Here is a 15,839-nt window from a genome sequence, read left to right on the forward strand (position 1 = left end):
ATATAAACACTACTCTATTTTAATGGCCTTATTTAAGATGGAACGGTATCCTTTATTAGATAATTATATTTGTTTTTCTAAAAACTTCTTCACCTAAATCTTTACCTTTTTTTATTCTCCCGGAATCTAGAATACTTACAAACCCCAATTTACACTGATTTATCTTGTTATTATATATGAATTTGTAATTTCCAAACTCACTATCTTTTTGATTTATTTGAGGATATAACAACATACTTTGCGGTGATTCCCAATGTAGGTTATATACAAACATTTGTTTTAAATCTTGATCGGAAGGCTTGTTAGATGTCACAACTTTCCATTTTGTGTCAATGATAAAATTTTCTCCATTTTCTTTTCTAATCAGTATGTCAGGTTTAATTCTTTTATTCTCCCAAAATTTATCTGAATTTTGATAAGAAACTTTATAGTTTGCAGGTTTATATTTGTGAAGAATTCTGAAAATATATTCTTCCCAAAGTTTGTTCATATCAAACAATAAGGTTAACATATTTTCAGTACCTGAGCTGATATTTGGTGAGTAGTTTAGAATTAACATTTTTGCAATTTGTATTGCATTGGTGTAGGGCTTAGTTTTACGGTTTGTTTGAACCATCGCAAAGTGTCTTGAAGTTATCTTCACTTTGTCAATTTTATCAAACTCGAACATGATTCTATTAATTCGATCGGTAAATTTTCCGTTTTCTAAATGTTGCAACACGGATACGCCTTCAAGTAAAATTTGATGGATTACGTTATTTCTGTCATATACTTGATGGGAACAGTAGAACCGTTCTTTATGAACTACATTTTTTTGAATATTCTGAGAAAACAACAATTTTCCTTTTAATGAAAATTGATTGCTTTGGTTCTTTCTGTATTTTTTAATTAAACCTCTTTTAATTAAATATTCTATTTCATTTAAATAAATCTCATAATAAGCTTCAAGAACAGAATTATATCTCTTTTTAAGATGTGTCTCAGATATATTATCAACTTGAATTAATTTACATTCCTTCAACATATGAAGTAACACATCACGCCAAAGTAATTTATTATCTGAGTTGTCCGCTTTTGGTAAAATTTCAATAGTTAATCCGCCAATTTGAATAACCCCTACGTAACTATTAAACAGAATTCCTTTGTGTACTGTTGTAAAGTATTTGTTACCATTTTTTTCATTGAATAACACCAACGCTTGGAAGTTAGATTCAGTAAATCCATCTTGTCCAATTTTTAATTTTTGGTATTCAAATACTTGTATTAATTTATTTTTGGACATCTTCTTCGGCATTATAAATTGAGGTAAATGTTTTCAAATTCCAAGAATCTTGAGGAGTGAACTTGAAAACTTCTTTTTCATCCAAAATTTCGGCATTATATGAAAAATTCTGAGCTAAAATATTTTCACCATTAATTGTTTCAGATGTTACGAATCCACCACCTAAAACTAAACCTATTTTACCATAATCACCATAAAAATATTCTTCCAGAAGAGGAATAATGTTATTAGCAAAGACATTTGATAAATCTTTGAGACATTTTACTTTAAATAAATATGAATGACCGATTTGATGATCCTTATCAATCAAAAATTCTATTCTGTCATTGATAGTTTTGAGAATAGTATTCAAGTTTATTCTTTCTTTGAAATATGGATTTAATTTTTCAGCATCATTTATATTATAGCCTTCTTTTGTATAACTGTCCCATAATTCTCTTTTATCATCTTCCCAATCAAGATTGAACTCAAATAGCTCTTTAAGTCCGTTTTCAACCTCTATCCATCTACTGTCATCCCATCCGATATCTTCATATTGCCATAAAGTGTCATAAATAATTTTATCGGCTTTTACTAAATCTGGATCCGAAGGCATTTCTGTAAAAGAGAATCTTCTGCGTAGCGCAGTATCCATTGCTTCAACACTTCTATCTGCAGTATTCATCGTTCCTATAATATAAAGATTATCCGGCACTGAAAATACTTCATTGGAATATGGTAAGATTGTTTCTATGTATTCATCATTATTCTTGTAAACGCCTTTTCTTTTATCAGCTTCAAGTAAAGTGATTAGTTCTCCAAAAATCGCTGAAACATTTCCTCTATTAATTTCGTCAATGATGAGAACGAATTTTTTTTGAACAGAATGTTTTTCTTTCTTGAACATTTCTTTTAAAACATCCTTCTTTACATCTTTGTCATAAAACTGATAGATTGTTTGCTGAGAGATTCCTTTACTTACAAATACGTTGGAGTTTACGTTTAAATCTGTGGCCAACCATTTCACCTTTCTAAATTGATAATTATCAAAATTTTTGCTATCATCGTAAAAATAATCACTTTCAACCACTCCAACAGCATCAATTATTTTATTACCTTTTGAGACTAAAACAATATCACCAATCTTCATTCTTTGAAACCAAAAGACAGCTTGAATTACATATTTACTTTCTTTAACTAATTCAGGATATTTTTCTTTAAATTTATCTCTGAACACAGTCCATTCTTCAATATTTTTAAACTCAGTAAAATCTTTATCGTCACCCCATCCCAAGAAAATTAATCCATTGTCGACAGACCATTGATGCTTTTCTAAATTCTGTAAACCGCCTAAGCTCATCTTGAAATAATTACAATTATCAAAATTGATATCTATAGAATCATTAACTACATTAGCTGATTTAGCAACAGTACATAATTCTTTAAATATTCCCGGCTTTTTTTCATATATAATCTGTCCATTAACTTCTTCAGGTCTTATTCCTTCAACAAAATCTTCGTAACTCATGCTTTGATGAAAGGTTGTGAATTTTATATGACCTAAGTTTTTTAAATCTTCATATTCGTTTAGAATTTCTGTTCTGTTTCTTTTACGGACACCATTTATTATTTCTACAGCTATCTTTTTTGTTAAGTATGTTTTACCTGTTCCGGGTGCTCCGTATAAAATTTGGTTTAAGGGGAATTTTGTTGTCATATCTGCTATTTCTGAATCTTGGGAGGGATCTGTATTATTTGTATTATTCTCAATTCTGTACATCCAAAAGAATATTTGTGCCTTATAAATATCCTGATAGCTAATCTGGTCTAAAACTTCTTTATTCTTATTAATTTGATCGTCGGGTGCAATAGCGATTTCAAAGTCATCATTAAGTTTTTTCAATAAAGAATCAAATTGGTTTGGAGCATCAACCGAAGTTAAATTATATGGAAATAGAGCTCTTAGAAATCGATAAATAACAGTCCAGTTATTTCCTTCAATTAGGGTTTGAATTTTTTTAAAACATTTATGAATATCTTTTTCTAATAAAATATTAAGAAGAACTGAGAAATCTTTTGAAACTTTTTCCCTAATTTTTTGACGAACAGTAAGTTTAATCAATTGATTCCTTACAGTTGAAAATCCATTACTAGACATGAATAAATATCTTTCTAAAAAGTCACCATTGATATTATTTGAAATGATTTTGTAGTCAGAATTTAATTCAGTGTAGGAACTATACTTATTTTGTTCACAGTTTTTCTGTAATTGAGCTATAACTTCTGTATAAAATTTTATATCTTGATACCATTCCCAATTTTCTAATTTTTCATGTTTAATAAAAAAATCATATTTTTTTTGTAACGTGTTTACAGACATTATTTTTCTTGTTACATATAATAAAAAATCTTGAGCGATGAAATTCCAGTGTAATTCCGTTAACTCTTCAATATTTAATATTTCTAATATCTTTTGGACATCTATTGTGCTTTCTTTCAATAATTCTTTAACCATCATATAGAATTCTTGATAGAACGTAAATGCTTTAAAATCTCTTTTGGGTGCATTTTGAATACTTGTTAGATACCTATGAGATGGTAAAGACTCATTGTCATATGCTATGAATCTTTCCGGTTTATAAAAAGAAAGAAATGCACTTGTTTTTGGGAAACTATTAAAAGATAAAGTAAGATTTTCTTTATTGAGTGAAATTTCACCATTCACAATTTGTTTTATCTTTAGAAGATCTTCGATGGTGACAAAATTATCTTGATATCTAATTATTGTTTGAATAAAATTTACTCCCTTTATTGTGGAATTTGGTGAATATGTTCGTTTTTGAGAAAGTTCAATTTTAGATTTTATTTCTTCATTTAAATCATTTTGAAAATCAATGTTTTTTTGAACCCAATCGATGAAGTTGAATTTGTAAATTTCTTCCGTTTTTAGCCACTCGGTATTTGAAATTGCGTAGTTATATTTTATCACACAAGATTTCAAGACATCTAAATTTACTATCGAATAATCTTTATTGGTTATAATTTCAAAACCCAAATCTTGGAAAGGTTTATTTACTTTGCCACCGTATAAAGTACTTTCATCTATTTTATATTGTCTTAATTGAGCCATATATCTCATAATTTCTTTTGGAGGATAGGTTTTACCTCCAATCATAATTGAGTATTTGGTTGATTTGATTAATTCTATATTGTTATTTTGAATAAACTCAATTGCTTCAAAAACTAAATCTGAACTAATTAATTTGTTGAAATCACTTGCTGAAATTATTTTAAGATTATTATTCATTTTTAATCTATTTTTTGTGCAAAATTCTCTTTTAAAATCTGCATTGAATTTTGAAAGTATTCATATCAAGTTTTAATTTGGTAATATTAATCTATTGAAGAATCTCAACAAATTGAATATATAGATAATTTTACTATATGTGCAATTGGCTATTTTACAGCTTTAAAGTTTCTACAATTAACAAAATAAAAAGCACTTCAAATCAGTAATTACATTGGATTTTTTGGAAATTATGAATATCCATATTATTAAACCCAATTCTTGTATAGATTTTAATTTAGCTTTATGGGATGTTTTTTAAGTATTTTACTAAGTCAAGATTTTTATTTTTTAATTATTTCCTTCACTTTTTCAAATATCTGACTCTCGTAAGAGTCAAAACTATTTTGGATATTTTTTGCCTGTTCAGCAGTTTTTGCATCGTAATAAGCCACAATTTTGTTTGGAACTCCATAATCACTGGCAATTTTTGCTTCCTCCGAAAATGCGTTGTATTCAAGTTTAATTAAAAGTATGTCAATACCAGAGGTCTCCTCTAATGATTTGTTTTCTAAGTTAGAAATAAAGTATTTATACATTAAGTTGAATACACCTAAATATTTAACCAGTTGATACTTAAATGTATTATAAATTAATTCGGCTGTTTCTCTCATTGCTGAGTCAATACATTCCGAAATTTCTTTTTCCTTAGAATTTGAAGAAAACTCTTTTGGGGTAACCTTCTTGCCAATAAGTTTTCTTGACAATAAATAGTTGTAATTACCTTGGAAACCAGCAGAAATATAGCTACTTAATGAAGCATATAAAATTGAATAATCATTAACATCGTTTGGCTTAAACTTGAATCTGTTTTGGATTAGTGCTTTGAGTTTCTCATTTTCAACACGTGGTAGAATAATGTCTAGTATTATTTGAAAACCGTCTTTATCTAAACTCATTGTAGTAGAATTTAAACTACTTATAAGTTTTTTTATAAGTGATAATTGTGTCGAAGACAATTGAAAAATGTCCTTATAAATATCTATTTTTTGTCTTTTACTAATAACTTTAAATTGATTAATAATGTAATCAGGAATTCCAAATTGTTCTTGCAGTTTCCTTAGTTCTTCAATTTGTTCTTTTGTTCTATCATCTAAATACTCGGCTTTAGTCATTTCAAATTCCACTTCATTTTTCGAAGTTTCAATATCATAATTTTTATGCTCTATAGGTTTTCCTTCTTTCTCAATAACGCTTAAAAAATCATTATCTAGAGTGATGACTCTCCCGACATAATGTTCCATAAATCGACCAGCTCTTCCTGCAATGTTTTTTGCGTCGAATTTTAGTAACGGTTTGATATGTTGACCACCACCTTTACTGCTTTTATAAACAATCATATTTTTTGCAGTTGTATTTACGCCTTCTGTTATTGTTGTTGTAGCGGCCAAAATATTCAAATTGTTTTCAGTTTGATTAAATAAGTCAATAATTTCTTTCTGAATGTATTTTGGAACTACACCATGGTGAACACCAATCCCCTTTTTTAGAGCTCTAATTACAATCCATCTTTCGTCAAAAGTTGTTATTAGGTGATTTAAGAAATCAGAAAAGTTTTCAGTTGAAATTTCGGTTCTTTCATACTCCCGAGCTACACTTTCTGCAATTGATTTGGTATTACAATAGATTATTGCGTTTTCGTTTTGCAGAAGAATACGGTCAAATAATTCTTGAATCTTGGCTTTCTTCGTTCCTTTTCCTTTTAAATTAACATCAAGAGAATCAAAATTGGTTTGTATTTTAATATCAGCAGAATATTTATTTACTTTTACAATCTCATATTCATTAAGAAGCACTTTTACAATCTTAAAGTCCTCTAAAAATAAATCAAATGACGGATTGTATTTCTCATCGTTTTTTTCAAACACATCAATGTATGGACCCGCAATAAATAAATCAACATTTGTATTGATTGTTAGACCATAAAATAGTGACATTCTGTAGGCAATATCTCTTTCGTTTTCTTTGCTTTCATCATCTATAATATAGCTGTTGTCAATTTTATAAACTTCATCAACAAAAATAAAATCTACTTCAAGTTTTTTATTTTTGTCTAGATATGATAAATATCTTTCTGGTGTAAAAATTAATATGTTATTTTCTTCGGGATTAATTTCCGAATCACTCAGAGTATGGATTTTGAAATCATTTGATAATTTTATCTTTCCCTCTTTTATCCTTGATAGATTTTCTGATAATAATGCAATGCTCGGAAATATTAGAATTACATTTTTGTAACTCATTTTATTGATTATTTCATAAACTAAGTGGGTTTTTCCAAATGAAGTTGAAGCAGATAAGAAGTAACGATTTAATTTTCCAGTTGTAAAAAAATCTAAAACTTCTTTTTGGTAGAGGTGTAGTTTAGAATTTTCGTTTGTATATAAAGTCGATTCAAAAATTACAGCTGAGATAACGTCTAATTTCACATTTTCTTCATTTTTTAAAAGTATTTTGTCCTCATTAAATTTATGTAAAATATCATAGTAATGAGGTACTCCAGCCTTTGAAGACAGGTGGATTAAAAAACGGTAATCTGAGTCGTCTAACTCATAACTTTTAATGAAGTCAAAATATTCACAAACATTTTCTAGGAATTTATGTCTTGGTAATTCTTGATTTTGAAATTGATTTAAAGCAATTACTGCATCAAGGGTTCTTTGCTGTCTATCCATTCTATAATTTGTTTTTTACATTGCTTTACATCAGATATTGGAAGTAAAATGAAAAAAATTGAATAATCGATTCCGATATTTGGGAAGGTTGTGGTATTATATTTTGTATTAATGTGCGTAATGATTTCGTTGATTGAATCATTGTAGCCATCTTTATGCTGGTCATAGGTTAGTAGAATTGGATAGACTAATTTAATATCATTGCTATTTAATTCATCCACTAAATTTGGAATTAGAGACTTTTCCCATTTATCTAGAATCTTATAAATTGTACTGTCTTTATCCTGAATATTTCCTTTGCTTTGTAAAATTGTAGTAAAGTTTGTTTCGATAAGATAATCATTTGATATAGCTTTAGTAATGTTGCCAAAAACGCTATCTACAGCAGAAGTCCCATTTTGATAAAATTTTGTTTCTCCAAACCAAAGTTGTAAATTATTTTCATCTTGAATTAAGTGGAAACAATCATATCCTGTGACCTCAGATTTTTTCTGAATATCATAAAAATATCCACGGCAAACTAATGTTTCATTATTGTAAAAAATCTTTAGTAATGAATATAATAGAGCTTCACCATAGAAACCTAACTTTAATTTGGCGGTTTCATCAGCAGCCTCATTAAACTTGAATTTTCGCTTAAAAGCATTTTCAAACATTCCTTGATGATAACCACCTTCAAGTTGGTACTGGTCATATGAGTAATACAAGACACTTTCATAAATTATTCTTGATAATTTTTCTAAATTATCGATTTTGTAACAATCATCATTTAAATCATTGTGTGTTATACATGACTTCTGATAGCTTAATGTTTGATTAGGTAAGTTATATTCCAGCAGAATACTGTTAGTAATTAAATCAAGTAAACTTTGTTTCATTTAAGTTTGCATTGTATTAGTTTCTTATTTCAAATATACAAAAGCTTTTAATCGGTTGATTACGGTTTCCCGTAAATAACAAAAATAAAAACTGCCTTAAAATCATCATTCAGTATTTTCACTGATTTTTATGGTGATTATAAATTCAACGTATTTTATAAATAAGCAAATCCCAACTCTCGTCAGGATTCATTACTTAAATTGAAACTCACACTATTTTCCAAGATAACGTTTCACATCTTCGACAGAAGTTCCAACTGCCCTTACAGCTTCTTTCAGCCGTTCTTTGGTAACACCAAGTTCTTTTGACCAATAGTCAAGTTCCCAAGTTTCGTTCACGTTGATTTTTGTCGCGTCTTGAGGTCTTCTTTTACTTAAATCATCACTCATAATAAATAATTTTTTGGTTAATGGAGTAAAATTAGTCAGCTTTTATTTTATATCACTACGGTTTTCCGTAAAACAAAAATATCAAAGAAAGTTGGGTCTGAATTTATTATCTCTTCAGAATTTGTAAATACTGCTATGAAAATGATTTATTCTTCATTGTCTTCTTCTTCCGATTTTGTTCTGATCCATTCATCACCAATAAAGTTTCTATCCATTGAATAGCCATAGTCTAAGTCAAAAGCTTCATTGAGTGTAGAGTCGCTGATAATCATTTCTTCTAAAGCGACGAGCCTGATATCTTCGGGCATCTGGTCACCTGTTAGAAATTGCCAATCTCCGTCCGTATCGTGAACAACTCTCAATATTGGTTGGTCGAGTTCTAACCATTGTCTTGTGGTAAATATTCTCAGGTTTTTTGCTTCTCTGAATTTGAAATCCGCATTTCTATCAAGTAGTGGCTGATCGTATAAAAACTTTTCTTCAAAATTTTCCTCCCAAGGAAATTTGTTGTTTCGGTCTGTCCAGACAAGTTGAACAGCGGGAAATTCTGTTTTGTCGTAGTAATTCAAAGCTGCTCCAAAATAATCGGCTATGTATCTCTTATCCACTGGTATAAACTCGGCTCTACTATCTTTAAAAATATTATGATAGTTAGAATAAGTTTTAATGTTTTCGCTATTCTTTATTAGTTCAGCAACATCATTAATTATTGCTTGTCCAAGCTTTTCCGGCAAACCAAAGCAAATTACTTCCGGTTGCTTGTAAGTCTCGAAAAGTCCGATACTGTAGGCAAAAGATGGCGAATAGTCAGAGCTATTTACAGTTATTACTTGAAGCCCATACTTGTCAATATTAATCTTAGTCTGGATGAGAAGTTCATCCTTACTGACGCAATTATGCTGCTTTTCTTTTTTCATACAAAGGTTTATTATCAGATTGCCATCAATGTTTTAGGCAGTTTATATAACGTTTAACACTGAATTTCAGTTAGCATCCTTCTCAATTGAAGTTTCCCAGCCGTCATAATCTGCATTTAATTCGTTAGCAAGTTTCCATAAATAAATTACATAATCATCCACGCTATTTTGGTCAACATTGTCCATTCTTTTAATATGTAGCACAAAAGGCGTTTCATCCAACTCTTTATTATAACCTTTTTCAACGATGCTAAATCCATTGTTTGAAATTTGTTCAATATAAGCTTCTCTATCAGTCTCTGTTTTGAAATATATCCAATGATCAACTTCTCTTGCTTTGGTTAAGTCATCACCATTTTTTTCTAATTGATCAATTACACGCCTGTTCTGAATAGTTTGCATCTGTGTTGGTGTGGGATAAAGAAAGTCCAGATAACCGCTCCATTCTTTGTCTTCCTTTGATCCATATTCAAATTCGTATTTAGGATAGGAAACCATTACCTCTGAAATTGTCCTGTCATAAAGCATTGTGTCACCAGAATAGAAATACAAATCTCTATGACCTGCTGATGTTAGCCGCCCAATGTAAATTGAGTTGTGTTTGGAAGAAACTTTTGAAACTAATGCATCTTCAATATCACATAACAACGTACTTTCTTCTTTTGAGGATAGCCCGTCTTCTCTTGGGTTATTCATCTGGATAGAAACCCAAACAATATTTGGTTTGTCTTTCATTGGAGCCATAGTAATGAGTCCAAGGTCAACAAAGATTGAGGCTAAGTTACCATCAACATTGGTAAAATAAAAATCCCAATCTTCTTTATTATTTGTTTCTGAAGCAGAAAGCATTGTTGCTTGTTTATTATTTGGCTTTCCAAATATTTTATTGAAAAAACTCATTATAATTACTAATTTATTTAGATATCAAATTTTTTTTATAATTTCTGCTAATAAAGAAAACAATCGATTGTATTCGATAAATAGAAATCCTAATTCATTTCTGGATTTAATCGGAAATTCTATGTCACTCTATTACAAATTTCAACAAATTCTGTTGAGATCTTTGTCTTTCAAATACTCAACAATTAAAAATGTTTCATATAATAAATGTGGACTTTCACATTTTACAGAAGTTAAGTTTATGATAAAGTTAAAAAATATAGTTTTACATCGACTATCGTTGTAGCTATAATTCCATCTTTTATTAAACGTACTAGAATTATTCTACAAATAACTAAAAAAATATATGTAGAAATATCTTAAATTTAGATCAATACTTATGCAATATGATATATAGATTTAGAACCGCAGATAGTTTACTGGATCGTTTTAACGAGTTAGAAAGACAGGAAATTTATTTTGCATCTCCAACTGAGCTTAATGATCCGATGGAAGGGTTTCAAGATATTTTTTGGAAAGGCGACGAGATTGTCTGGAAGAACTTCTTTATAAACTATATTAAAAGTTTGGAAAGATTCTACTCTCTTATGCTGGTAACTGCGGAAACAATTAAGCTAAGTGAAAAAGATATAAGATTAACACATCAATCGGCATTGCATCCGCCAGAGCATCAAAAAGTTATTGAGCAGATAATCATCCATATATTCAGCTATTCGTATATAAACTCCATTCCAAAATCATTAGCAAACCGAACCAGTCCGGTAAGAAGAGAGGAATTACTGTCATATCTGAACTTTTTTCATCAAAATGCTATAAACGCAATTAGCAAAATTTATTTCGACAATGGTTATACTGATCATAAACATTTTTTTAATGAATCTCCAGAATTAACTGAAGTGCAGCAGCAGATGGGGAATATGGTTGAACTTACCAATACATTAGAGCAGGAAAATGGCACTACGGTAGTAGAAGCACTGTTTTCAATGACTGCCAAATTAATGTCGCAGACGAAATTAAACGCCAGACTATCTATGACGGAAAAAGATATGAATACAAATGGCTTTTTTCTTATTTCTGAATTTCCAGAAAAGTATCTTATATTACTAGAGGAATCCATCTATCCTGAGTGGTATTCAGCTTCATTTTTGACAGACAATACCAATTCTGCTATTTGGGGACATTACGGTGACAATCATAGGGGAATCTGCCTGATTTTTGAGGCAAATATCGATAAGGATGATAATATGTTTCTAAATCTGGATGTGGAGTATGGAGTGAATTCCGAAGGATCCGTGAGAGGAATGAGACCAAATCAATTTTATAAAATTAATTACACACAAAAACATACCGAGATTGACTTCTTTAGATCAATCGGCCGGTTAAGTAAGATTGATCTAAATAGAATGTGGTACCGAGATGAATCTGGTAACCTAAGTATATGTGGTGATCATATCAATAACAGTAAAGATCAAAGCTGGATCGACAAATATTGGGATAACTTTTATCTTAGCGTAACATCAAAACTAGATGAATGGTCATATGAAAAAGAATATAGATTAGTTTTAACTAACACCTTTAACGATTACTCTGATAAAAAAGAACGTAAGTTAAAGTATGATTTTAAAGATTTGAAAGGCTTGGTTTTCGGTATTAAAACTGATATGACAGACAAGTTGAAAATAATTAAAATCATCACTAGAAAATGTAAAGAAAACAATAGGCAAGATTTTAATTTTTTTCAGGCTTATTACTCGAAGGAGACCGGCAGGATTGATAAGTTTAAGTTGGATGTATCTTTGTCTGATTAATTGGATTTTCGATTAATTTTTTGCTTAAACATATTTCAGAATAAACAAACATTTTCTTGTATAGTTAAGGTTTTTCGTAAAAGAAAAAAATCAAATGTTGTCAAGATTTACATTTATATTTCTTGAAAACAAAGTTGTTACATATTTTCATTTATTAATCTAATTTCCTCTTCTAAGTCCAATTTGCTGTCAAAGTTTATTTTTAAATTCATACCGATATTATAATAAATTACATTCGAATGTGTTATAACTTCAGGGAATTCATTCATTATATTCAAACATATTTTTTGCATAATCATCAAACAAACTTTTTTTTCATTTAAAGAATCTGGAATTAAATATTCATAAACTTCATTATTCGGATTATTAAAAAATGATTTCTTATTTGCTCTAAAATTATGTGCGAGAATGTCATTTCTGAATTTTTCTAAATCTTTCCATTTACTAATTCGTTTAATTCCGTATTGATTGATATTTCGCACTCTTCTTATCGATTCAGCGTACTTTTTATCAAAATTACTTTCATTGAAGTTTTTATATTCATCTAAAAATGACTTAAATTGTATTAAACAATGATTTGATAAAATTGCTCTTGAAGCCATTGAAAATCCAGGTTGATTATAAAAATTTTCATCAAATTCTATTTTACTTAATTCCGAATGGTTTTTTATACATTCCTCAATACAGAGAATTGTTAATTTTATTTGCGTGAATAGAAAAGATAAGGATTTATAAATTTCAATTAAACGATCCATTTCTTAATGAAATTGCTAATACGGTTTCTGACTATGCTAAATGTGTAATAGAAAATCCCAACTCTCATTAAGATTAATCTGGAATATTTATACCTTTTGCACTTTCAAATTCTTTGAAGAATTTTTCTAATGAATAACGCTCGTGTCGGAGTATATTGTAAATTGTTGACATTGGAATATTATACCCTTCTTCTAATTTCAACTTTGAGATTGTTGATGAAGTGATTCCACACATTTTTGCATATTTATTTTGTGTTATTACCTTACCGTCTTGGTCACGATATTCACGTAGAAATTTACTTTCAATAAAATTACACAAGTGCTTATTAACAAGTGTATTTTTTGTATTCAAAACTTCTTTATTCTGCATTTCATAATAATCTTTATCAAAAGAAAAGATTAAAAAGAAAAATACTGTTCGCTATAGCGAACGATTTAAAAGTTTTTATTATATTTGTAAAATAAATTACTGAAACGTAATTTTGCGATACTTCAACGAAATATTAGAAGCTATTGCTTAGAATCTCAATTCGAAAACTGGTAATTTTATGACACGAGACGATAAGCAGAAAGCTCACGACCTAGGCGTGGGCTCTCTTATCTGTGTCAAAGGTATACCAGTGCCCCGAATTGGATAGTGTAGAGTTCCACGCCGTTTTTATTTCTTATGTAGTCCGCTACCTCTACACTTCTCTAAGCTGCTTTTACAAAATATAGTATCAGATTAGAACAGATACAATGGCAGCGCAACCATTGCGGCTTTACAGCTTTCACGAGACACAATTTTCATTCATATTAATTTTTGGCTTGTATGGGCAGGAAGCTTTGTACGAAAGACTTCCAACGCTTCCTCCTATGCAGTCATTAAGCAAATACCTACAAAACGATTGAAAAATAAAAGGATAGACTTTGAAGCCCGATTTTGGTCCGGTAGCAGGAAACATTCAAGACTAAGGATTATTGAATCATTCTTCCATTTTAACGACCTGGTCACTGCCAAACAGATGCTCAACAACATTATGATCTATGCCGGAAAAAAGAAAACGACGATCAATGAAGACTCTTCGGCAATATTCCATTTTCATCAGGCCCTTCGGTCTTTTGTGCGGGCGTGCTATGCAGTCAGGCTAAAAGAAAGGACCTGTGAAATGAATACTAATTCCGAGAATCATTCTCCATTGATGCAAGGTTCCCTTTCGGATGAGGAATACCGTAATCCAACCCTGGTATTTCAAAAAGCTTTTGATGAATTCAGTATCAAAGATTTCGACTACTATATTGCGGTATCAGTATATTTTTCATTGGGAACTTTCACGCACGCTGCCGAAAGTAAAATTTTTGAGCCTTACCTGCACCTGACAAAAATGCTGGATGCGGCATACCTTATCCTCGAAAGAAGAATCCAAAAGAATCAATAACCATTAAAAGTAAAAATCAGAGAATGGAAAACAGTACCTAGAAATTATCCCAATATAACAATAAAGCCCTTTCCCTCAGTTTGCAGACCACAGGAAAGAGCATAATCAGTTTTAATAATTATAAAAACCTATTCAAAAGTATGAAAAATATCTTTTGCAGGGGAATCCTGTCCCTTATTTTTATCCTTCTCGCAGCTACAACATTCTTCGCCCAGAAAAAGTCTATTAAAGTCGGAGAATCTCTTCCCGATAATTTCTGGACAACTTCCTTAAAGGTGGTGAACCATTCGCAAAAAACCATAAATCTTTCTGAGGATAAGAACAAATTAATTCTCATAGACTTCTGGAATACCTGGTGCAGTGCCTGCCTGATGAATCTGCCCAAGATCACTGCCCTACAGCAGAAGTTTGGGAACAGGATCAGGATACTGCCAGTAAGCAACCAGGATAAGCCGGCACTGGAAAAATTCTTTGTGTCTCAAAACGGAAAGAAGTTTAATACGCTAACCTCCGTTTATAACGATTCCTATTTCCATCAGCTTTTCCCGCACGCCGGTGTTCCGTTCATCATCTGGATCAAAGATGGAAAACTACTGAGTACGACCGATGCAACGCAGCTTACCGAAGAGACCATCAATGAGATCCTGGACGGAAAGCAATCTTCATTACAGACTATCATTCAGATGGACAGGAAACGTCCCTTGATGCTTTCAGAAGATTATGACCGTCAGAAGAATATCCAGCTCCTCAATTATTCATTCTTTGCAAAAGGTCCCATTCCCGACATCGGCTCCGGCGGAACATACCGCACCACAACTTCCGAAACGATCAATGGCAGGCAATTTACCAACCTTCCTCTTTGGGATATGTATTATGCCATCGGCTTTGAATTGTTCAGACAACAGTCTCAAGAATCCTTTACGGGTAAAAGAATGCTCATTGAGGTCAAAGAACCCCAAAAGCTGATGCTCAATCAAAAAGCAGACGGTTCCAATGATACCTCCAATCTTTACAATTACGAGTTCATCATTCCTGAAAGTAAGGCTGATGCGCTTTACCAATATATGCTGGAAGATATCAACCGCTATTCGGATTATACGGTAACACTGGAAAAGAGACCTGTGCAATGTCTGGTGCTGATAAGAACAAGTCAGAAGGACAAACTGGCAAGCAAAGGCGGGGAAAAACGCTCCACCTTTCCACGGACACCATCCATCCTCAGAAACGCACCGCTCAGGAATATGATCAATATGCTGAACGGCGAAATTCCCATTAAGGAAATATTTATCGATGAGACCGGATATACGGGGAATGTGGATATCGAAGTTTCGGGTGTCAAAGATATTTCAACCCTCAGGAAAGAACTTCAGAAATATGACCTTGACCTGATCCCGGCAGAGCGAAACCTATTGATGATGGTCATTAAAGATAATCAATGATGAAACCTATCTGTCATCTGCCTGTGTATTAACATAAATTCTAAACTATATC

12 protein-coding genes are annotated in these 15,839 nt (G+C 30.9%); 3 read left to right on the forward strand and 9 right to left on the reverse strand.

The annotated features are described in order from the left end of the window. Positions 1–55: 55 nt before the first annotated feature. The 7 genes from DYR29_RS01585 to DYR29_RS01615 form a co-directional block, all read right to left on the reverse strand. Positions 56–1,282: an McrC family protein gene (locus DYR29_RS01585; RefSeq protein WP_213278929.1), complete on the reverse strand. Its 1,227-nt coding sequence runs from the start codon at positions 1,280–1,282 to the stop codon at positions 56–58. Continuing rightward, a complete protein-coding gene (locus DYR29_RS22905) occupies positions 1,269–4,568 on the reverse strand; it encodes an AAA family ATPase (RefSeq protein WP_274608397.1) in 3,300 nt (1,099 codons plus the stop codon). The genes DYR29_RS01585 and DYR29_RS22905 overlap by 14 nt, the downstream gene beginning before the upstream one ends. A gap of 323 nt (positions 4,569–4,891) precedes the next feature. Next, entirely contained in the window at positions 4,892–7,282 is a 2,391-nt protein-coding gene (locus tag DYR29_RS01595; protein WP_213278930.1) for a DEAD/DEAH box helicase, read from the reverse strand. Next, entirely contained in the window at positions 7,249–8,160 is a 912-nt protein-coding gene (locus DYR29_RS01600; protein WP_213278932.1) for a Hachiman antiphage defense system protein HamA, read from the reverse strand. Before DYR29_RS01600 ends, DYR29_RS01595 begins: the two co-directional genes overlap by 34 nt. A gap of 213 nt (positions 8,161–8,373) precedes the next feature. Next, the gene (locus DYR29_RS01605) at positions 8,374–8,550 is read right to left on the reverse strand and encodes a DUF3606 domain-containing protein (RefSeq protein WP_213278934.1); all 177 of its coding nucleotides are present in this window, start codon (positions 8,548–8,550) and stop codon (positions 8,374–8,376) included. A gap of 146 nt (positions 8,551–8,696) precedes the next feature. Then, on the reverse strand, positions 8,697–9,467 hold the full coding sequence (locus tag DYR29_RS01610) for a DUF4262 domain-containing protein (RefSeq protein ID WP_213278937.1): 771 nt from the start codon (positions 9,465–9,467) through the stop codon (positions 8,697–8,699). A gap of 66 nt (positions 9,468–9,533) precedes the next feature. Beyond that, positions 9,534–10,367, reverse strand: coding sequence for a DUF695 domain-containing protein (locus tag DYR29_RS01615; RefSeq protein WP_213278938.1), 834 nt, complete (start codon positions 10,365–10,367; stop codon positions 9,534–9,536). A 386-nt stretch (positions 10,368–10,753) separates the two neighbouring features. Between DYR29_RS01615 and DYR29_RS01620 the strand changes: the two genes are divergently transcribed. Then, positions 10,754–12,175 carry a DUF2971 domain-containing protein gene (locus DYR29_RS01620; RefSeq protein ID WP_213278939.1) on the forward strand — a complete coding sequence of 474 codons (1,422 nt, stop codon included), beginning with the start codon at positions 10,754–10,756 and terminating at the stop codon, positions 12,173–12,175. Between the two features lie 137 nt (positions 12,176–12,312). On the opposite strand, the gene DYR29_RS01625 is transcribed toward DYR29_RS01620, so the two are convergent. Together DYR29_RS01625 and DYR29_RS01630 are read right to left on the reverse strand one after the other, a co-directional pair. Continuing rightward, a complete protein-coding gene (locus tag DYR29_RS01625; protein WP_213278940.1) occupies positions 12,313–12,930 on the reverse strand; it encodes a hypothetical protein in 618 nt (205 codons plus the stop codon). 73 nt (positions 12,931–13,003) lie between these two features. Further along, the gene (locus tag DYR29_RS01630) at positions 13,004–13,300 is read right to left on the reverse strand and encodes a helix-turn-helix domain-containing protein (protein ID WP_089998739.1); all 297 of its coding nucleotides are present in this window, start codon (positions 13,298–13,300) and stop codon (positions 13,004–13,006) included. Between the two features lie 517 nt (positions 13,301–13,817). On the opposite strand from DYR29_RS01630, the gene DYR29_RS01635 reads away from it, so the two are divergent. Beyond that, on the forward strand, positions 13,818–14,348 hold the full coding sequence (locus tag DYR29_RS01635) for a hypothetical protein (protein WP_213278941.1): 531 nt from the start codon (positions 13,818–13,820) through the stop codon (positions 14,346–14,348). A 140-nt stretch (positions 14,349–14,488) separates the two neighbouring features. Then, entirely contained in the window at positions 14,489–15,787 is a 1,299-nt protein-coding gene (locus DYR29_RS01640; RefSeq protein WP_213278943.1) for a TlpA family protein disulfide reductase, read from the forward strand. Positions 15,788–15,839: the final 52 nt, after the last annotated feature.

The sequence above is a fragment of the Chryseobacterium indologenes genome (assembly GCF_018362995.1).
Classification (GTDB): domain Bacteria; phylum Bacteroidota; class Bacteroidia; order Flavobacteriales; family Weeksellaceae; genus Chryseobacterium; species Chryseobacterium indologenes_G.

What these genes read in the sequence shown, in the direction of transcription:
- DYR29_RS01615 (WP_213278938.1), bottom strand. Translation starts at nt 10,367, where the DNA reads ATGAGTTTTTTCAATAAAATATTTGGAAAGCCAAATAATAAACAAGCA.
- DYR29_RS01620 (WP_213278939.1), top strand. Translation starts at nt 10,754, where the DNA reads ATGATATATAGATTTAGAACCGCAGATAGTTTACTGGATCGTTTTAAC.
- DYR29_RS22905 (WP_274608397.1), bottom strand. Translation starts at nt 4,568, where the DNA reads ATGAATAATAATCTTAAAATAATTTCAGCAAGTGATTTCAACAAATTA.
- DYR29_RS01610 (WP_213278937.1), bottom strand. Translation starts at nt 9,467, where the DNA reads ATGAAAAAAGAAAAGCAGCATAATTGCGTCAGTAAGGATGAACTTCTC.
- DYR29_RS01605 (WP_213278934.1), bottom strand. Translation starts at nt 8,550, where the DNA reads ATGAGTGATGATTTAAGTAAAAGAAGACCTCAAGACGCGACAAAAATC.
- DYR29_RS01600 (WP_213278932.1), bottom strand. Translation starts at nt 8,160, where the DNA reads ATGAAACAAAGTTTACTTGATTTAATTACTAACAGTATTCTGCTGGAA.
- DYR29_RS01625 (WP_213278940.1), bottom strand. Translation starts at nt 12,930, where the DNA reads ATGGATCGTTTAATTGAAATTTATAAATCCTTATCTTTTCTATTCACG.
- DYR29_RS01595 (WP_213278930.1), bottom strand. Translation starts at nt 7,282, where the DNA reads ATGGATAGACAGCAAAGAACCCTTGATGCAGTAATTGCTTTAAATCAA.
- DYR29_RS01585 (WP_213278929.1), bottom strand. Translation starts at nt 1,282, where the DNA reads ATGTCCAAAAATAAATTAATACAAGTATTTGAATACCAAAAATTAAAA.
- DYR29_RS01640 (WP_213278943.1), top strand. Translation starts at nt 14,489, where the DNA reads ATGAAAAATATCTTTTGCAGGGGAATCCTGTCCCTTATTTTTATCCTT.
- DYR29_RS01630 (WP_089998739.1), bottom strand. Translation starts at nt 13,300, where the DNA reads ATGCAGAATAAAGAAGTTTTGAATACAAAAAATACACTTGTTAATAAG.